The following is an 18,011-nucleotide window of genomic DNA, read 5'->3' as shown; positions in this document are numbered from 1 at the left end:
GTTTTAATATGTTGTTCTTTCAAGCGCTGATTCAAATAATGATATTTGTTTGGTAGGAATATTTTTTGTGATATTTTGTTTGATTATATAATTTTTTACCAAAGTTTCTTTAATGCTATGGCGATTGGTTTCATTCGCCCCCAAATGGTAAAAATGTTCAATAATGTTATGATGAAAATGCCCCCAAAAGTTTTCTATATATTCATTTTGTCTGTATTGATTGCTATGCCAAGTTGAAAGAATAAATTTTGCTTTTGTAGCACAAAGCATGTTATAAAGTTGTTTTTCCTGATATGAATCCCAGCTATTAAAATAGTCTGAATATCTATCAATATAAGGCGGGTCGCAATAGATAAAATCATTTTCTTTTGCTTGTTGCAAAGTTTGAGAAAAATCACAAACCCTAAATTCATAATCTTTATTTTGTATGAGTTTTGCTACCCAATCAATTTGGTTGGTGATTTTGGTAATATAGCTTTGCGAAAACCGCATATCTTTTTTGCAATATGGGACATTAAAAGCCCCTTTAGAATTAAATCGCATTAGCCCATTAAAGCAACTTCGATTAAGAAATAAAAAATCAAAGGGATTATGCTCTTGATTAAATCTTGTTCGTATTTTTAGGTAATGTTCTTGCCCATATTGTTGCAAAAGATTTCCCTCATATTGAAGGTATGATTTTGCAGAATTTTTTGTAATAACTCCATTTTGAATTGCACGATAAAATGCAATAATATGTGGATTATTATCACTAAAAATAGCTCTATTGGGCGCGATATTAAAACCAACAACACCACTTCCCATAAAGGGCTCGAAGTAGATTCCCTTGTTATCCCACTCTATGACACTTTTGATAGATAAAACAAGCTTTGTTTTAATGCCCTGAATCTTAAGTGGAGGAACAAGGACTTTTTGTATATTCACTTTTTGCCCCTATATTTTAAATATTCTTCAAGCTTGGTGATTTTTTTGATATTACCATGAGAATCTGTTATATTAATCTGTCCATAATTGATCCAATAATCATTAAAAATCTCTTCGCCCAACTCTGCAAATATCCCTTTTTCATTGATGATAGCATCAATATTTTTAATACTTCCAATATTGGCTGTATTTCCACTTCCGCTTACATCGCTTGCAATTTTATATTTTTCTGCAAAAAATAGGGTGAGATTTGTAATGACAGATTGAATTTTATCTAAATCATTCAATGTATATTGTCTTAATTCATTAACCAATACTCTATCATAAATAATACCTAAACAAAAATGCCCCAGATAGTCTTTATAGGGAAATTGTATGTTTTTATTAGATTCTCGATTTCTAAAATATTCACCATGAGAACCAAGTGTGAAACCATTGCAGAGTGTAGGATTATTTTCATTACGATAGGTAGTTTTTAAATCCACTGCAAATTTTATTTTAGAATCTTGCTTCAATACAAATGATAAATCTGGATAGTAATTTTGGTGATTAGGCAAAACAATGTCAAAGGCATTTGCATTTGCAAATTCTAAAATATAAGGAAAAATATGAATCTCTAAAATCTTAGAAATAACTTTTGTATCATTTGAAAGGCTAAAAATATTTTTTTCACTATCAATAAAGCCTTTTACTTTCCACTCTGTATTATTTTGACAAATATTGCCCTGAAGAATACCAAGAAAAGCTCTAAAATTTTCTATAAAGTTTTGCTTATCCATGCCTATTCCTGTTCAAACCTCAACTCTTTTCATATCTCCCGCCATCTTTTTAATGTTGGGAATAATTGAGCGCAATATTGTTTCATTTGTTCATTTGTCATTCCTGCTTGTGCGCCATATAAAGAACACATTTGTATATACTCCTGCATCGATACTTTGTCTATAAATTCGCCATTTTCATAACAATATTTGCAATAATCAAGATTAACGCTTCCGTCTTGATTTGTTCCTAATTGTTCCTCTGAAGTTATGGGCATACCGCAACTTTGACATATTTTATGATTCATAAAAATCCTTTGTCATATATTCTGCTAAAAACCCAAAAAAGTTAAGAGAGACCTCAAAATGCCCAAAGCGCAACTTTGGCGCATAGTTTTTCCATTTACAATGCGTCTTTGCAACGCTAAGCGGGCATTCGCGCATAATTTCGTCCCAAACAACATTGCGCCGAAATGGAAAAAACCCTTGAAACATCTCAACCTGATATACATTTTCATCGGCGATTGTCCCCAAAGCTGTAAATTGTTGATAGGGTTCTTTAGAATCCAAGCAAAGTTTTGGACTATAATAAATAATCCTATCGCCTTGTTTCATGCGTTTAAGCGGCGCGCTCTTGCCGTGGCAAAGCTGACAAAATCCACCCGCACAACCTATCTCGATATGATTTTTTGACGCCACGCCGACAAAATACCGCACCGCTCCCCCTTCTCGCATTTATTTAGCCTCCCATTATACCATATTTTGCCCCTGTTTGGGCAACCAACGCGCGCTATTTCCCCACGCGTTTTGCTGCCTCGCCGCTGTATCGTTCGCCCCTAATTGGAATCTTTGCAAGTGCGGTATTGATTTGTTGCAAATCTTGCGCATTAAGCGTGAGTGTGAGAGATTGCAGATTCTCAACCAATCTACTTCCATTTGTCGTGCCAAAAATGGGAGCGATAAAGGGCTTTTGCGCACACACCCAAGCAAGGGCAATCTGTGCGGGTGTCGCGTTCTTTTGCGCCGCAATCGCGCGGATTTGCTCAACCAAAGCCATATTTGCCTGCAAATTTTCTTTTTCAAACCGCGGCACGGTGCTGCGAAAATCATCTTTGGCAAAGGTTGAATCGGCATTAAACTTGCCTGCCAAAAAGCCCTTGCCAAGCGGCGAAAATGGCACAAAGCCGATACCAAGCGATTCTAAAAGCCCTAAAAGCTCCTTTTCTGGCTCGCGCCACCACATCGAATATTCGCTCTGCACCGCGGCAAGCGGAAACACAGAATGTGCTTTTTTAATGCTCTCAACCCCCGCTTCGCTCATTCCCCACGCTTTAATCTTGCCCTCTTTGACAAACTCTTGCATCAAAGCGGCAACCTCTGTCGGCGGGACTTTGGGGTCGACTCGGTGTTGGTAATATAAATCGACACAATCTGTCTGCAACCGCGTTAGGCTGCCCTCGAGCGAGCGGCGAATCTGTTGCAAGTTGCTATCGACAATCTGCTTGCCGTTCTCGATGCGGATTCCAAATTTGGTTGCAAGAACGACCTTGTCGCGAAAGGGCTTAAGCGCCTTGCCAACAAGCGTTTCGTTGGTGTAGGGACCATAGACTTCGGCGGTGTCAAAGAATGTAACGCCCAAATCGTGCGCTTTGTGAATGAGCGCAATCATCTCGTTTTCGTCTTTTGGCTGTCCATAGCCATAGCTCATACCCATACAACCAAGCCCAAGCTGGCTGACTTTGAGGTTTCCTAGTTGCACATTTTTCATCGTTGCTCCTTTTGTGTTTGTGGTGTTAGAATCTGCGAACGCATTGCCCGCAAACCCCTATAAAATCGCTGTGCTAAGCACTCCAAATGCAAGTGAATCTTGCAAAAACTCACGGCGATTTTTCATTTTTTGCTCCTTGTTTTTAAATGCAATGGGCATTATAAAGTATTCCACTAGGTGTTTGTCAAGGGCAAAAAGTGTGCGCAGAGCCAAATCATGCTATAATGCAAAAAACTTAGAGGAAACCGATGAAACACAAAGAGCATTATAATGATACATATATTCTTGATTTGTCGCAAAAAATCCTTGCGGTAATGCCCGAATTTGAGGCAAAAACTTTTGTAGATTCTCTGCTTGGCAAGCTAGATGATAAAGAGCTTTTTGCACGATTTGATTGTATTGTTGATGCAATGCAAAAGAGTATGAGTGATGATTATTCTAAAAATATTGAGGCATTTTTTAAGATTCTTGGAGAAGAGTTAAGCAAGAGTGAAGGAATGTTTCAGTTTGGTTGGTGGCTGTGGCCTATTGGCAGATATGTGGAGCGGTGTGGGAATGAAAATTGGCGTTTGTCGCTTGCATTTTGTAAAGAGCTAACGAAACGATTTACCGGTGAATATGCGATTCGCCCTTTGCTTAAAGAACATCCAAAAGAGGTGATGGACGAGCTTATTCAATGGAGTTTGGATTCTAATGTGCATGTGCGGCGGCTTGCAAGCGAGGGTGTGAGAATCCGCCTCCCTTGGTCACAAAAATTATTTGTTGCATTAGATGAGTTTGAAAAATACACAACTTTGCTTACAAATCTTAAAGATGATTCTGAAAAGTTTGTGCAAAAAAGCGTGGGGAATAACCTGAATGATTTATATAAAGATGCACCAGATAAGGCAGATTATATTATTGCACAATGGGAAAAATCAGGCAATAGCAAAGCGCAAATGTGGATTATCAAACACGCAAGAAGAAACCAAAAATAAGCAAAAAACTTAGAATCTAAGACAAAACAATGACAAATCTCTATCTTAAATCTCCACTCTATCTGCTTTTGCGCTGCTCTTTGCCCAATATGGTCGGGGCGGTTTTACTCTCTGTTTATTTCATCGTTGATGGAATCTTTGTCGGCAAGTTCTTAGGCACAGAAGCTCTTGCGGCTATGGGGCTTGTAATGCCTTTTATCGCGATGTCTTTTGCGCTTAGCGATATGGTCGCGGTGGGTGCTGGGGTGCAAATCTCGATGCGACTTGGCAAAGAAAAAATCAAAGAAGCGAGGATTATTTTTAGCACCTCTTTGGTTGTGATTTTTGTCATTGCTTTGGTGATGAGTGTGATATTTTATTTTCTTACACCCTTGCTTTTGGGGTTTGTGAATGCACACGATTCTCTTAAAGAATCTGCGCTAAATTTTAGCAGAGTATTTTTATACTTTATGCCTTTTATCTCTCTCTATTTTGCGCTAGATATATTCTTGCGAATCTGTGGAAAAAACATTTACACAATGTTTATCAATGTGGTTTTGGCTCTGACAAATATTGGTTTGGATTATCTTTTTATTGTAGAGTTTGGCTTAGGGCTTTACTCTGCTGCACTCGCGACTTGTATTGGATTTAGCCTTGCAACACTTTTTGGGTTCTTGCCCTTTTTGTTTATGGACTTGCAGCTGAAATTTTCTAAAGTATTATTGAATTTTAAAATTTTATGGAATATTTTTTATAACGGCAGCAGTGAATTTTTTGGCAATATTTCGGGTTCAACCTATGCTCTTTTTGCAAATGCACTTTTGCTAAAAACCGCTGGTGCTGTGGGTGTAGCGGCTTTTAGTATTGTGTCGTATATCGATACTTTTGTGATTTTGCTTTTGATGAGTTTGAATGAAGGAATCCAACCTGCACTTGGTTTTAATTATGCAAAAAAAGATACCGCAAGGCTAAAATCTTTGATTGTGCATACCTTTGCGGCAGCTTTTATCTTTTGTTTGTTTGTTTTTGCGCTCTGTATGGCTTTTAGCGATGAACTCGTGCAGTTTTTTGCACAAAAAAGTGATGAAGATTTGCTCAATCTCGCCTCTTTTGCGCTTTTGCTCTATGCGCTGAATTATCTGATTACTTGGTTTAATCTCTCTACAAGCTCGCTTCTAACCGCTATCAACAAGCCCACTTTTTCGCTCATCTTGAGTTTGTCTCAAAATCTTTTGATTCCTTTGGTGCTTATTTTTAGTCTGTCTTATTTTTGGGGCTTAAAGGGTATTTTTCTCACCGCTTTTGTGGCGGAATGTTTGTGCGTGGTTTTGAGCATTATTTTTATCAAAAAGTCTTTTGCAAGCACGCAATCTTGAGAGGAACAATGGCAAACGATTTTTGTGTTTTTGGCAAGTTTTTATATTATGAATTGCAAAAAACTTTAAAAGCATATAACCAAAGCCAAAGCAAAGAAGTTTTTAGATTCATAGAGCAATACAAAAAGGAATACTTTTTTGTGGGTTTTTTGCAGTATGAATTTTATCATTATTTACACGATTCAAAGTATCAAAGCAAAGAAGCTTATTGCGTTTTTTATGCGTTTAAACAGCGAAAGATTTTTAAGCCTTTGGAAGTTGATGAGGAGGATTTTATCCCAAGCTTTACACATTTGCTCGATAAATCCCTTTATGCTAAAAACTTCAAAAGCGTTAAAGACGCGATTGCAAAAGGGCAAAGCTATCAGGTGAATCTGACCCAAAAAATTAGCTTTCAAACAAAGCTTGATTCTTTTAGTTTGTTTCATCTTTTGCTGCAAAGGCAAAATACCAAATTCAGGGCTTATTTGAAAAGTGATGTTTTAGAGATTCTATCTTTTTCGCCCGAATTATTTTTTAAAACACATAAAAATAAAATCATCACAAAGCCTATGAAAGGCACGATTAAAAGGGCAAAAGACCCCCGGCAAGATGAAAAGAATAAAAATTTTCTACGAAAAGATAGCAAAAATTTAAGCGAAAATGTGATGATTGTCGATTTGTTGCGCAACGATATTTCAAAGCTGATTAAAAAACACAGCCAAAAAGTTAAACTTTTTAAACTCAAAACTTACCCGAGCCTCCATCAAATGTTTTCGTGTGTGCAAGGAAAGCTCAAAAAGAAAGTTTCTTTTTATGATATTTTTGCTGCTCTTTTTCCGTGTGGTTCTATCACAGGAGCTCCAAAGATTGAAACAATCAAGCTGATAGAAAAGTTAGAAGGCAAAAATAGGGGAATCTATTGTGGGGCTATTGGCGTGATTCATAAAAACAAAAGCACATTTAGTGTTGCCATACGCACACTTGAAAAAAGAAATGCGCTGTATCATTATGGCGTTGGTAGCGGTTTGGTTTGGCAAAGTAGCCAAAAGCAAGAGTTTAAAGAACTCAAGCTTAAAGCTAAGATTCTAAAACCAAAAGATTTTTATCTTTTTGAAACAATGTTTTATAAGAATGGTTTTGTTTTATTTTTTAAAGAACACCTACAAAGGCTTGCTGATTCTGCTTTGAAGCTTGGTTTTAAGACAGATAGATTAAAACCCTATTTAGATAGAGAATCTTCCGCTTTAGAGACTTTGCAAAATCTATCTTTTTTTGAGCTTAATCATCAGCTTTTTTCTTGTCAAAATGCTTTGTTGTATCCTTTTAAAAGTGATAAAAAGGGTAATAGAATCCTAAAAATGATTCTCCACAAAAATGGCACATTAAGCTTTCATTTTTACCCCCCAAAAGACAGCTTGAGTGATATTTTGCTTCTAAGCAATACCCCACTTCAAATCAATGATAAGTTATTTTATAAAAGCTCTTTACGAAAAATCTATCAAGAACAAAGCTTTAAATGGGAGCAAAATTTATGCTATGACATAGCATTTTTGAACAACAATAACGAACTTTGCGAGGGAACAAGGTCAAATATTGTGTTGAGACAGGGAGATGAATTTTTCACACCCGCCTTGCAGAGCGGTTTGCTGAATGGAATCTATCGGCAATTTTTGCTTGATTTGGGGCTTATCAAAGAAAAAGTGCTTTTTAAAGAAGACTTACAAAATGCGCGTGAGATTTATTGTATCAATTCTGTGCGTGGAGCAAAAAAGGTTGTTTTGAATGAAGAAGATTCTATTGATTGATAATTACGATTCGTTTAGTTATGAGCTGGTCTATTATCTCAAAGAGCTTGGTTATCAATGCACAATTATTCAAAATGATTCGTTTAGCAATGCTAAAGAGCTTGAAAGATTTGCGTTTTCTCATCTTATCATCTCTCCGGGTCCTCATTCTCCTAAACAATCAGGACTTAGCCTCAAGGCAATCAAGCATTTTAAAAATCAGAAAAAGATTCTAGGTATTTGTCTGGGGCATCAGTGTATTGCTTTTGCATTTGGTGCAAAAATTGCCAAGCTCAAGCACCCAACGCATGGAAAAACAAGTGTTTTAAAATTTAAAAAAGACAAACTTTTTAAAAAGATTCGCAAAACTCGCGTTTGTTTGTATCATTCTTTATATGTCAAAACAATGCCCAAAGAACTAAAGGTTTTATCTAAAAACAAGCAAGGCATTGTAATGGCATTACGACACAAAAAGCTTCCTATCTATGGTGTGCAATTTCACCCTGAAGCCATTTTGAGCCAAAAGGGCAAAAAGATTTTAAAAAATTTTATGGAACTTTAGTTTGTTTAAGCAAAGTTTCGAGCTATTAGCCTTGTTTCTTATACTCAATGTGTTGTTGGGCTGCCTCAATCGCATTTTTTTGCAACAATCCAAAAATACCTGCATTCAAGGGGCTTCTCAAGCTAGCTCAAGGTAATATTTGGGTGCAATGCGTTTTTGCTGCCCTTTTGCGTCATAAAAAATACAAAAGAGAAACAATGCAAACTATCGAAGATTTTTTAAAATTATAGAGGCAATCAACGATGAAAGCCGCATAAAGATTCTTGCATTTTTGCTACTGCATTCTCAAGAAGCAATGCTTTGCGTGTGTGATTTGCAAAAACTTTTAGCTGCAAAGAAAAGGCGTATGGGCATATTATGGAATCAAAAAGTTTTACAAGGATTCCATAAAGATGCCCTAGAACACATCAGGCTTTTAGAGCTTGGTTTTTGTACCACAAAAGCCCAGAAATGCGGGTGATATTAATCATTCCTTTGCTTTTTGTGGCGACAAAATCTGTCGTTTTCCCTAAAACTTATCCTTATGCACCTCAATCAGCCATTTTACCATTTTGGGGTCTTGGTGGTTAAAGAACAAACTTTGCTTATCATCAAGCCCCGCAATGCTTTGCATATCTGCGTCTGTTAGCGCAAAGTCAAACACTGAGATGTTTTCAATCATTCTTTCTTTGCGCGTGGTTTTGGGGATAGCGATAATGCCTCTTTGAATCTGCCACCGCAAAATCACCTGCGCAACGCTCTTGCCATATTTTTTGCCAATCTGTTCAAGCGTGGGGTTGCTAAACATATTATTACGCCCCTCGCCAAAAGGCGCCCATGATTGCATCGCTACACCATATTCTTGCAACACCTTTTGCGCCTCAAACTGCGCGTGCAAGGGGTTGCATTCAATCTGATTGAGCGCGGGTTTAATCTCATTATTGAGATAAAAATCAACAAGTCTATCGGGGTAGAAGTTGCTCACGCCAAGTGCTTTGATTCTGCCTTCTTGATAGAATCTGCTCATCGCGCGCCACGCGCCATAGGTGTCGCCAAAGGGTTGGTGCAACAGCAGCAAATCCAAGTAATCCACTTGCAATTTTTTGAGGCTCTCTTCAATTGACTTTAGGGCTTTACTTTCTTCAAAATTATTAATCCATACTTTGGTGGTGATAAAAAGCTCCTCGCGTTTTGTGCCACCATTTGTCGCATTCTTAATCGCCGCGCCGACTTCGGCTTCGTTGAAATACGCCTGTGCGGTGTCGATGCTTCTGTATCCTACGCTAATCGCGTCTTCTACGCACTTTTGCGTGTCTTTTGGCTCAATCTGATACACGCCATAGCCTAAGATTGGCATTTTCACGCCATTGTTGAATGTTACAAATTCCATTGTTGCTCCTTTTGTGTTGGTTGGTTTTTGAGAATCCGCGCTGTTTGCGCTGTTTGCTGCGGTCTTTTGGGTGGTGGATTTGGATTCTTTGCTATCGCAACCTTGTAATCCAAAGATAGTAGAAACGCTAGCCAACCCTCCTGCAACGCCCAAAATCGCGCTATTTTTGAGAATCTTTCGCCTGTGTTTGTCCATAGGTTTCCTTAGATTTTGGTTGATTTTCGTGGGCGGATTCTTATAAATTCTCCTTGTAAAACGCCTCTAGTTTTTTGAGTGCTTCTTGCACGATTCTGGGTTCATAATAGGTTTGAATATGCGTAGAATCCTTGAGCTTGAAAATCTCCTTATTTTTCGCGCCATTTGCCTTTTTGAACGCCTCTTCACTCATATAAGCAGTATCAGCTTTATCGCCTACTATCAAAAGCAAAGGCGCGTTGATTAACTCTATTTGGTTAGTCGCGTCAAAAGGGATTAATTCTGACAAAGAGCTTGTGGTGAAGCGGGAAGTTGAATTAGGGTGTGCGTGTGTATCGCTATAATAAATGCGTCCCTCGCGATACAAACCTGCAGGAATCTTGTTTAACTCCTCCTCACTTAGTTTTTTGGGCGCACTACCTGTGTAGCTTATTTCTCCTGTTAGGGATTCCTTTTGTCTTGCTTGACTTGCTTGTGTTAGGCGTGTTTGGATATTTTCTTTGTCTGCGTCTAAAAACCCATTTCTGCGCACACGACCGGTGTTAAACATACTTAGAGTTGCCACAGCCTTAAGCCTTTTGTCGGCTTTTGCAGCATTAAGCGTGTAGCCTCCACCCCCGCAAATCCCTAAGATGCCTAATCTTTCTTTATCCACACCTTGAAATTTAGAGAGAAAATCAAGTGCGGCATAAATATCCTCTGTGCGATGATAAGGCGTGTCTATATTGCGCGGAATCCCTCCGCTTGCCCCTTGATAAGCTGCGTCAAAAGCAAGTGTGATATATCCTAGTTCGGCAAGATTCTGTGCATAAAGCCCCGCGACTTGTTCTTTCACGCCTCCATTGGGGTGCGCTACGACAATAGCGGGGAATTTTTGCTCAAGATTAAAGCTTGGCGGCGTATAGGCATTTGCTTTGATTTTCAAGCCTCTGCTTTCATAATTAACGCTTTGAATCTGCACTTTGCCTTTTTCGTTTTTGCTAAGTGCATTTTTATATACCAATCCAAAGGGATTCTTCGCCGCATTTCTTGCTGCTTCTTGGCTTGTATTGGCAATGGGGATTTTTGTATTTTGTGCGTTTTTGGGGCTTTGAGAAGCATTGAGCATTGGGCTTAAAGCCAAGATTCCACCACCTAAAGCCAAAGACTTTACTAAAAATTTCCTGCGATTTTTCATTGAATACTCCTTAGAAATGATTTTTATCAAGAAATTATAAAGCATTCCACCAAGTGTTTGTCAAGAGGCGGAATTAGATTCCACAAAATTTAATCTAAGATTCCAAGTGTTTGATAGAGTGCTTTGGTTTGTAAAAACTCATGGGCGCATTCCTCTAAACGCTCATGTGTTACCTTTGGAATCTCTGCATGTAAAAATTCCATTAGAGATTCTTTGTCTAAGATTCCTTTTGTGTAGGCTTTAAGGCAAATCCAAAGGATTTCGTCTAAATAAATTCCTCCGCCAATTAAAGGCGTCGCGAGGAATCGCCTCGTGCCTTTCTGTTTGGGTTGGTCAAAAAGCACGGCATTATGCGCTTTTGTCTGCGCTTTGATTTTGGGTGTAATGGGTTTTGTGGGGTGTAAGAATCCTTGCGTTATCATCGCACAAAGAATCGGCAATAAAACTTCTATCCCAACGCCAAAGGATTCCACCAAAGCTTGAAGTGTCTTTGGGGCATAGGAATCTTGTGCGAAAAACTCTAAAATTCTTTGGCAAAATTCTTGAAATGGCTGTGGCGTGTCTTTGGAGCTTTGGAATCCAAAGGGGGGTTTAAGCAGCACAAAAGAAGTGTGTAAAAGGTTTTCATCGCGCAATTCTTTCGGCATTCTCTCATAATTTTTTACAAAAATATCCATTCTAAAGGATTCGTTTAAGAAAAAATCTTTGAATTGTTCTTGTAAGGTAGAATCTACAAGCGTGGAGAGGATTTTGTTTTGTTGCGTGTTAAACGCTAAAGGGTCAAAATGCCACATGAGCTTTGCGCTACATGCAAATTCACAGCCTATTTTGTGCATAATCTCTGCCATTTGGCTAAAAAACAAGCAATGCCAATCTTGATTAAAAAACTCGTGGCATAAGTAATTTATTTCCCTTGTTTGGAGTTCTTTGCTGATTTCTTGTGCGCGGGGATTATCGCTCACATATAAAGAATCTGAAGCAAAGAGATTCTGCACTTGCGCGATACTTGCTTCAATTCTTTCGCTTTGATTGCCATTTGCTTGGGATTCTAGAAGCTTTAGCAAATGCCGTATGGAGTATTTTCCCTCCCAGCCCGGAAAGCAATTGTAGCTAACAACTACCGCCCCCCCCCCGCTAAAAAGCCTTCAATAATTTCCGCAATGACTTTTTGATTTTCCTTGCTAATCCAGCTCCAAACCCCATGCAAGACGATATAATCAAACTTGCGATTTAAAAGGGTGCAACGCTCTTTAAATTGCTTAAAACTTTCTTTAAAAGCCTTTGCATTGGAATTTGAAGCGGTGATGAATTTTAAAGCGTGTTGGCAATGCGCGGGAATCAAGTCGTTTCCGACAAACTCTCCCTCGCTTCCACTTGCGTGGAGTGTGAAGCTATTGCCCATACCAAACCCCAATTCAAGGTAGCTAAAGTCAGAATCCGCACTCCTTTTGCGTCTTTGGATTCCTGCAATATCTAAAGAAAAATCTATCCATAAAGGATTTAGCGCGGCATTAAAATCATCAACATATTCTAATTCTGTCGCGTATCCATCGCTTTGTATATTGTTGTTTTGCATTTTTTTGCCCTTTAATTTATTGCATCAATCTTTTTCTGACACCCAAAAATCCATTGTTTGTAGTTTGGAAGTTGTGTGCTAAGGGAAAAAATCTGCGCTTGAGATTGTAAAGAATCCTTAGCAAAAAACTTAGGTTGTGCGAAAAGAAAACGCATAGCAAATACAAAAGAATCCCTCTCTTCAAGCGGGACGATAACGCCACCTTTGCAGATTTCACAATGTTTTTGTGCGTCTATAAATTCACCCTTTGGGGCTAAAATCTCGCGCGGTGCGCAATCTGTCGTAATGATTGGAATCCCAAGTGCTAGGGATTCTACTAGCACATTGGGGAATCCCTCATGGTTAGAGGCAAACACGAAGCAATCCGCGACACTTAGAGGTGCGTAAGGGTTTGGAGTGCGCCCTAACAAATGCACACAGGATTCTAGCCTAAGCGTTTGAATCTGCGCTTGAAGTGTATTTTGGAGTGCACCCTCGCCGATGATAAACAAATCCGCGACTTCTTTAAATTCTCGCATACAATCAATCAAGAGGCGGTGGTTTTTGCCAATATCTAATCTCCCAATGCTGATAAAAATGAATCTTCCTTGCGCTTTTTTGGCTAGAATCTTTTGTTTAAATTCTGATTCTTCCGCGCTTTGTGTGGTAATCTTTTGTAAATCAAAGAAATTCAAAAGCAAGGTGGTTTTTTCGCGCTTGATTCCAAAGTTGCGCACCAAATCTTGGAGATTTTTCGGAGAGTTTGCGCTAATCTTGTCTGCTTTGTTGTAAAGCAGGGAAATAAGAAAACGATTGATTTTAGAAGCAAGGGTTGGATAGCCATATTGCAGACTTGGCAAACTGCGTTCAGAAATTAAAATCTTTGGGGCTTTGCGCGAGATTCTGCATAGCAAACCTGCTAAGATATTAATGTAATTTGGGCGCGTCATTAAAGAGAGAGAAACTTCACAATCTTGAATGATTTTGTGGTATTTTAGCGCAAGTAGAGGAATCTTTAAAAGCTTTTTAAATCCGCTTTCTTGCGTTTTATTATGCCCTAAGATGATTTTTTTCACATCTTTGGCTAGGGGGTAGTTGCTAATATCTTCTAACAAAACAAGCGTGATTTCGCACTCTTTTGCTAGATTTTCTAGCAAAAGCGAGGTGATTCGCTCCGCTCCTCCCGCGCCCAAAGAATAAAGCAAGACAACGAGTTTCATTGAGTTTTGTGGCTAGGATTGCGTTTCTTGCAATTCTATTTTGAGGATTTCTAAGCTTTCTCCTTTGCTAAGCGAAGAGAGAATTTTAAGCGTCTTACTAACCATAGATTCCACGCTAAATTTTTGGATAATCTGCTCTCTCGCTTGTGTTTTTAGGGATTCTAATCCATTGGAATTGTGGAACAAATAAAGAGATTTTAGGCACTTTAGCGCAGATTTAGAATCGCGCGGTGGGAAAGAAAAGGCATAGGAATCTTGACCAAAATCCGCAATTTTCTTACTTTCACCCACATCACTTACAATAGGCACACAACCGCACGCCATTCCCTCTGCGATGGAGTTTGAAAAACTCTCTGTATAAGAAGTGGAAAGAATGCAATCAAATAGTGGATAATAGGCTTCTACATCGTTTTTTACGCCCAAAAATAGCACTTTGCGGTGTTTTTCTCCTAAAATCTTCAAACAATCTTTTAGGATTTTTTCTTCGCATTTTCCAAGAGAAAAGAAAACTGCCTCCGCATTTTGCGATTCTACAAACTCTAAAAATTCTTTTGCAATCTGCGCAAACAGCGGATAATCTTTGACTTTATCCATTCGCGCAGAGATTCCACAAACAAAGGTATTTTCTCCGATTCCAAGCTCATTTTTAATGCGTTGTGTGTCGCGCGGGTGGAATCGCTGCGTATCAATGCCATTATAAACCACAAATGCTTTTTTCATATAATAGCCTTTGGATTGGTAGAATGCAAGTGCATCTTGGGAATTGCAAATAATCGCAGCTGCAAAGTGACTGAAGAGTTTTTGGGTATAAAAATAAAGCTTGGAGGCAAATCCAAGATTGTTAAGTTCAATCGCGCTTGAGCGGAATCCAAAAATGACCTTTGCACCCAAAAATGCGCCACAAAATAGGCTAAAAACATTCATTTCTGGCATAAAAGCATAAATACATTGCGGACGAAAATCCTTGATGACTTTGCGATAGCGGAATAAGAATCCAATATCTTTGCGTCCTTTTTTGTGGAGGCAAATATGTGGAATCCCTACGATTTCATATTCTAAGCGTCCGCCACTATAAAGTGTGCAAAGTCGCAATTCTACTTGAGGATTTTTGGCGAGTTCTTTGGCAAGAAGCACCCATTGTCGCTCCGCTCCTCCAAAGTTTAAAGACCGAATAGCTAGTAAGATTCTAATTGGTTTCATTTTATTTCTCAACTCTTTGACGAATTTTTAATTTAGGCAGACAAGAAACAGGCAAAAAAAGACAAGCAAAAACCTGCAATGCAAGTAAGTTTGGGTGGATTGCTAGGCTTTGCAGAATCTTTTTAAATGCCTTTTTGCGATTCCCTCCTTGCCGATAAAGCAATGCCGCAGTTGCGCAAAGTCTTGCTAAATGGTCAGGACAGCATTTCACGCGCTCTTTATAGAAAAGCAAAATGTCTTGCTCGTAGTTTTTGACCATTTCTAAGGGCTTGTATTTCATACTTTGCGTGAGGGATTCCGCGTGGATTCTATAAAACTTCAAAGGCTTATGGATATAATAACAGGGACGCTGTTTGTGGAGTTTTAGCCACAAAAGCCCCATATTGCCGCGTTGTAGGTTTTCGTTGAATCGTCTTTGTCCTAAAAGTTTGCGTTCAAACAGAGTTACAAACTCTCCGTCTAAACGACCCGAAAGCACTTCTTGGAAGCTAATCTCGCGCGATTCGTCTAAGCCTTTGCCGGAGAATGAGCCATCGTCGCTTCTTGTGCAGTTTGCAATGATGATTCCGTATTGTTTATCAAACTGCAAATAAACCTTTATCATCTGCGAAATTGCCTCTTTAAACAGCAAATCATCATCATCTAATAGCAACAAAAGATCCCCTGTCGCGTAGTCTAATCCATTGTTACGATTCCCCGCGCTTCCGTGCGCTCTTGCATTGCGCACGACTTTGATAAAGGGATTGTCTCTTGCGTATTCACTTGCGATATTAAAGGTATTATCTTGTGAGCCATCATCACTCACGATGATTTCTAGGTTTGGATAATCTTGCTCCAAAATGCTTTCTATGGATTCGGTGAAAAAATATTCACGATTGCAGGTTGTTAGTATTACGCTAACTTTTGGGAATTGTGGATTTTCTGGAATCTCATCTAAGAGTTTTTGACTAAATTCTTGTGGCAAATCTTTGATGTTAAATTCTCTAAACTTCTCCATTACCCATTTCCCCTTTGTTTGTAATATCGGTCAAAATCCCAAAAACTAAATGCCTACAATTCTGCACTGCAAACTCTCTGTAAATTTCCATTGCGCAAACGATAGATGCAATCGCAATGCGTGATTGTGCTTAAACGATGCGCGACAATCAGCAAGGTTTTGTCTTTCGCAATTTTATAAATTTCTTCCATAATTTTTGCTTCTACTTCAGAATCTAATGCGCTTGTGGCTTCATCTAATACTAGAATTTCAGGATTTCCATAGAGTGCGCGCGCAATGGCTATGCGCTGCTTTTGTCCTCCGCTAAGTGCGATTCCGCCATCGCCAACTTGCGTCTGTAAGCCCTCTTTGGTTTGCAAAAATTCATAAATTTTCGCACTTTTTAAACAAGCTACGATTTTTTCTTCATCAAACTCCCTCCCAAAAGCGACATTATCTGCCACGCTTCCGGCAAAAAGATAAACGCTTTGTGGGATATAACCCACTTTGGCACGCCAACTTTTAAGATTTGAATTGTTAATTTTAGCATTATCTACCCAAATCGTGCCACTTTTTGGGTGAAGCAAGCCGATAATACAATCTACTAATGTGCTTTTTCCACTACCAGATTCGCCGATGAATGCGACTTTTTCTCCTTTGCAGATTGTGAGATTGATTTGTTGGAAGACATTTTTTTGTTGGTAGCTAAAGAGGAGGTTTTCTAGTCTAATTTGCTCGTTGAAATCTAGCTTTTCTTCCCCTAAATCCTGCACTTGTAGGTTTAAATCTTGATAAATAATCTCCAAAGAGCGGAAGTTAAATAAAATCCGATTATAAGAATCCAAAATGCGATTGATTGAGGGCAAAAGGCGATAAAGTGCCAACACATACATAGAAAGTAAGGGAAGATAGCTTGTTACATTTTCGGGATTTTGGATAAATAAAATCAAGACAACTAGAATCATCAAACAAAACCCGACTGCTTCCAGAATCAAACGCGGGATATGGAAAAAGGTTTGGTTTTTGATGTTTGCCAAAGAATATCCCGATAAATAATCTGAAAAGTTGTTCCAAATAGAGGTGGAATCGCTTTGGAGTTTGATGATTTTATAATTCCCAAAGCTAGAACTAAGTGTTTCAAAAAACGCCTTTTGGTGCGATTCTTTCTCTTTGCCTTGCTTTTTGATTTTTATTGCGATTCCTCGCGCTAAAAGGAATCCCAAAATCGCTAAAACAAGCGTCAATCCAAGTGTGATTTTGAAATCCACAAACAACAATGTGCCATAAATCAAAAGAACGACAAAAATTTCAGAAGTCATAAATAAAAATGCCGCGAGTAGAATCGTGAAATTATGCGCTTCTGTCGTAATAGTTTTGGTTAAATGGCTCGTGTTTTTGGCGATAAAATCCTCGTAGTTTATCCCTAAATAGTTTCTAAACAAACGCTCTACAATCAGATGATAACGCCCGAAAGTAAAACGCGCTAAAAGGTATTGATAAAAGAGATTAATGAGGCTTCTAAAAAGATAAAAAAATAAAAGCGTGATTCCAAAACAAATCACAAATTCATAGGGAGAATTTAAATGTAGCATTTGATAGGCAAAAGCAAAATAAGGTTTGCTTTCAATCAGGCTAAAATCACTTGCTATGGCGATAAATGGAGCAATTGCAGAGATTCCGACTAATTCTACCATTGACACGACGAATGAAAGCAAAAGCAATCCATAAATGTAGTGTTGGTCGTGAGATGAAAGAATGGATTTGAGTTTGTTAAACATAAAAGCCTTAGGAATTAAATGCGTTATTTTACTATTTTTGTCTTAAATGTAGAATCTAAAGAAATGGAATTTGATAATGTAAGCAACCAAAGAATCTACCACTGCGCCCTTGCAGGATTCCACATTGTATTTTGCGCTACTGATTCTGTCATTGCATCATTGAGGGGCGCGAAGCAATCCATAATCTTAAATCTCGTCATTAAGGATTCCATTATAAAATCCTCTTAAGCGCATTATTATAGATTTGCATAGTGCGGGTGAAATTTGTTTCACAAATTGCACACCATACTTCGTTCGCAATGACAGAAGTAGTAGAATCGCAGGTTGTTTTAGATTATAGATTGCCACAGCCCTTTATAAGGGCTTGGCAATGAGAAAGATAAAGATAAAGCCTTAAAGACTTCTTGTAGTTTGGGTTTCTTTAAAACTTC

The 18,011-nt window shown here is 38.5% G+C and carries 18 protein-coding genes; 5 read left to right on the top strand and 13 right to left on the bottom strand.

What is annotated here, in order from left to right:
- Positions 1-3: 3 nt before the first annotated feature.
- The 5 genes from LS69_RS04255 to LS69_RS04235 are packed head-to-tail and all read right to left on the bottom strand — an operon-like array spanning position 4 to position 3,450.
- Positions 4-924: a Dam family site-specific DNA-(adenine-N6)-methyltransferase gene (locus tag LS69_RS04255; RefSeq protein ID WP_138122481.1), complete on the bottom strand. Its 921-nt coding sequence runs from the start codon at positions 922-924 to the stop codon at positions 4-6.
- Positions 921-1,703 carry a type II restriction endonuclease gene (locus LS69_RS04250; RefSeq protein ID WP_138122479.1) on the bottom strand — a complete coding sequence of 261 codons (783 nt, stop codon included), beginning with the start codon at positions 1,701-1,703 and terminating at the stop codon, positions 921-923. The genes LS69_RS04255 and LS69_RS04250 overlap by 4 nt, the downstream gene beginning before the upstream one ends.
- A gap of 29 nt (positions 1,704-1,732) precedes the next feature.
- On the bottom strand, positions 1,733-1,990 hold the full coding sequence (locus LS69_RS04245; RefSeq protein WP_138122477.1) for a zinc ribbon domain-containing protein: 258 nt from the start codon (positions 1,988-1,990) through the stop codon (positions 1,733-1,735).
- Positions 1,980-2,417 carry an EVE domain-containing protein gene (locus LS69_RS04240; protein WP_138122475.1) on the bottom strand — a complete coding sequence of 146 codons (438 nt, stop codon included), beginning with the start codon at positions 2,415-2,417 and terminating at the stop codon, positions 1,980-1,982. The genes LS69_RS04245 and LS69_RS04240 overlap by 11 nt, the downstream gene beginning before the upstream one ends.
- Positions 2,418-2,472: 55 nt before the next feature.
- The gene (locus LS69_RS04235) at positions 2,473-3,450 is read right to left on the bottom strand and encodes an aldo/keto reductase (protein WP_138122473.1); all 978 of its coding nucleotides are present in this window, start codon (positions 3,448-3,450) and stop codon (positions 2,473-2,475) included.
- Between the two features lie 248 nt (positions 3,451-3,698).
- Here LS69_RS04235 and LS69_RS04230 point away from each other — a divergent pair, with 248 nt between their 5' ends.
- From LS69_RS04230 to LS69_RS04215, 4 genes are read left to right on the top strand one after another with little or no spacing between them, the layout of a single operon-like run.
- Complete coding sequence (locus LS69_RS04230; protein WP_138122471.1) at positions 3,699-4,427, top strand: DNA alkylation repair protein; 729 nt, start codon at positions 3,699-3,701, stop codon at positions 4,425-4,427.
- A gap of 29 nt (positions 4,428-4,456) precedes the next feature.
- Positions 4,457-5,782 carry an MATE family efflux transporter gene (locus LS69_RS04225; RefSeq protein ID WP_138122469.1) on the top strand — a complete coding sequence of 442 codons (1,326 nt, stop codon included), beginning with the start codon at positions 4,457-4,459 and terminating at the stop codon, positions 5,780-5,782.
- A gap of 8 nt (positions 5,783-5,790) precedes the next feature.
- A complete protein-coding gene (locus LS69_RS04220) occupies positions 5,791-7,569 on the top strand; it encodes a bifunctional anthranilate synthase component I family protein/aminotransferase class IV (RefSeq protein ID WP_138122467.1) in 1,779 nt (592 codons plus the stop codon).
- Positions 7,547-8,110 carry an aminodeoxychorismate/anthranilate synthase component II gene (locus LS69_RS04215; protein ID WP_138122465.1) on the top strand — a complete coding sequence of 188 codons (564 nt, stop codon included), beginning with the start codon at positions 7,547-7,549 and terminating at the stop codon, positions 8,108-8,110. Before LS69_RS04220 ends, LS69_RS04215 begins: the two co-directional genes overlap by 23 nt.
- Before the next feature lie 508 nt (positions 8,111-8,618).
- Here LS69_RS04215 and LS69_RS04205 read toward each other — a convergent pair.
- The 8 genes from LS69_RS04205 to LS69_RS04170 all read right to left on the bottom strand — a co-directional run bounded on the left by LS69_RS04205 (position 8,619) and on the right by LS69_RS04170 (position 17,580).
- Positions 8,619-9,479 (bottom strand): aldo/keto reductase, encoded by an 861-nt coding sequence (locus LS69_RS04205; RefSeq protein WP_138122649.1) that lies wholly within the window; start codon positions 9,477-9,479, stop codon positions 8,619-8,621.
- Between the two features lie 235 nt (positions 9,480-9,714).
- On the bottom strand, positions 9,715-10,851 hold the full coding sequence (locus LS69_RS04200; RefSeq protein ID WP_238699133.1) for an alpha/beta hydrolase: 1,137 nt from the start codon (positions 10,849-10,851) through the stop codon (positions 9,715-9,717).
- Between the two features lie 89 nt (positions 10,852-10,940).
- The gene (locus LS69_RS04195; RefSeq protein ID WP_194145403.1) at positions 10,941-11,915 is read right to left on the bottom strand and encodes a methyltransferase regulatory domain-containing protein; all 975 of its coding nucleotides are present in this window, start codon (positions 11,913-11,915) and stop codon (positions 10,941-10,943) included.
- A 53-nt stretch (positions 11,916-11,968) separates the two neighbouring features.
- Entirely contained in the window at positions 11,969-12,427 is a 459-nt protein-coding gene (locus LS69_RS04190) for a class I SAM-dependent methyltransferase (protein WP_138122461.1), read from the bottom strand.
- Between the two features lie 11 nt (positions 12,428-12,438).
- A complete protein-coding gene (locus LS69_RS04185) occupies positions 12,439-13,626 on the bottom strand; it encodes a glycosyltransferase (protein ID WP_138122459.1) in 1,188 nt (395 codons plus the stop codon).
- Positions 13,627-13,638: 12 nt separating this feature from the next.
- Positions 13,639-14,826, bottom strand: a complete 1,188-nt coding sequence (locus tag LS69_RS04180; RefSeq protein ID WP_138122457.1) for a glycosyltransferase — start codon at positions 14,824-14,826, stop codon at positions 13,639-13,641.
- A 1-nt stretch (position 14,827) separates the two neighbouring features.
- On the bottom strand, positions 14,828-15,823 hold the full coding sequence (locus tag LS69_RS04175; RefSeq protein ID WP_138122455.1) for a glycosyltransferase family 2 protein: 996 nt from the start codon (positions 15,821-15,823) through the stop codon (positions 14,828-14,830).
- Positions 15,824-15,876: 53 nt separating this feature from the next.
- Positions 15,877-17,580 (bottom strand): ABC transporter ATP-binding protein, encoded by a 1,704-nt coding sequence (locus LS69_RS04170; RefSeq protein ID WP_138122453.1) that lies wholly within the window; start codon positions 17,578-17,580, stop codon positions 15,877-15,879.
- Between the two features lie 18 nt (positions 17,581-17,598).
- Here LS69_RS04170 and LS69_RS04165 point away from each other — a divergent pair, with 18 nt between their 5' ends.
- Complete coding sequence (locus LS69_RS04165; protein ID WP_138122451.1) at positions 17,599-17,808, top strand: hypothetical protein; 210 nt, start codon at positions 17,599-17,601, stop codon at positions 17,806-17,808.
- Positions 17,809-18,011: the final 203 nt, after the last annotated feature.

This window comes from Helicobacter sp. MIT 05-5294 (assembly GCF_000765675.1).
Taxonomy (GTDB): domain Bacteria; phylum Campylobacterota; class Campylobacteria; order Campylobacterales; family Helicobacteraceae; genus Helicobacter_D.
Note: the sequence above shows the minus strand (reverse complement) of the source record. Positions and strands in the feature narration are given on the sequence as shown.

Coding starts and splice junctions, on each gene's coding strand:
- LS69_RS04165 (WP_138122451.1), top strand. CDS start 17,599: ATGCGTTATTTTACTATTTTTGTCTTAAATGTAGAATCTAAAGAAATG.
- LS69_RS04205 (WP_138122649.1), bottom strand. CDS start 9,479: ATGGAATTTGTAACATTCAACAATGGCGTGAAAATGCCAATCTTAGGC.
- LS69_RS04245 (WP_138122477.1), bottom strand. CDS start 1,990: ATGAATCATAAAATATGTCAAAGTTGCGGTATGCCCATAACTTCAGAG.
- LS69_RS04215 (WP_138122465.1), top strand. CDS start 7,547: ATGAAGAAGATTCTATTGATTGATAATTACGATTCGTTTAGTTATGAG.
- LS69_RS04175 (WP_138122455.1), bottom strand. CDS start 15,823: ATGGAGAAGTTTAGAGAATTTAACATCAAAGATTTGCCACAAGAATTT.
- LS69_RS04235 (WP_138122473.1), bottom strand. CDS start 3,450: ATGAAAAATGTGCAACTAGGAAACCTCAAAGTCAGCCAGCTTGGGCTT.
- LS69_RS04190 (WP_138122461.1), bottom strand. CDS start 12,427: ATGCAAAACAACAATATACAAAGCGATGGATACGCGACAGAATTAGAA.
- LS69_RS04185 (WP_138122459.1), bottom strand. CDS start 13,626: ATGAAACTCGTTGTCTTGCTTTATTCTTTGGGCGCGGGAGGAGCGGAG.
- LS69_RS04250 (WP_138122479.1), bottom strand. CDS start 1,703: ATGGATAAGCAAAACTTTATAGAAAATTTTAGAGCTTTTCTTGGTATT.
- LS69_RS04230 (WP_138122471.1), top strand. CDS start 3,699: ATGAAACACAAAGAGCATTATAATGATACATATATTCTTGATTTGTCG.
- LS69_RS04180 (WP_138122457.1), bottom strand. CDS start 14,826: ATGAAACCAATTAGAATCTTACTAGCTATTCGGTCTTTAAACTTTGGA.
- LS69_RS04200 (WP_238699133.1), bottom strand. CDS start 10,851: ATGAAAAATCGCAGGAAATTTTTAGTAAAGTCTTTGGCTTTAGGTGGT.
- LS69_RS04220 (WP_138122467.1), top strand. CDS start 5,791: ATGGCAAACGATTTTTGTGTTTTTGGCAAGTTTTTATATTATGAATTG.
- LS69_RS04225 (WP_138122469.1), top strand. CDS start 4,457: ATGACAAATCTCTATCTTAAATCTCCACTCTATCTGCTTTTGCGCTGC.
- LS69_RS04240 (WP_138122475.1), bottom strand. CDS start 2,417: ATGCGAGAAGGGGGAGCGGTGCGGTATTTTGTCGGCGTGGCGTCAAAA.
- LS69_RS04170 (WP_138122453.1), bottom strand. CDS start 17,580: ATGTTTAACAAACTCAAATCCATTCTTTCATCTCACGACCAACACTAC.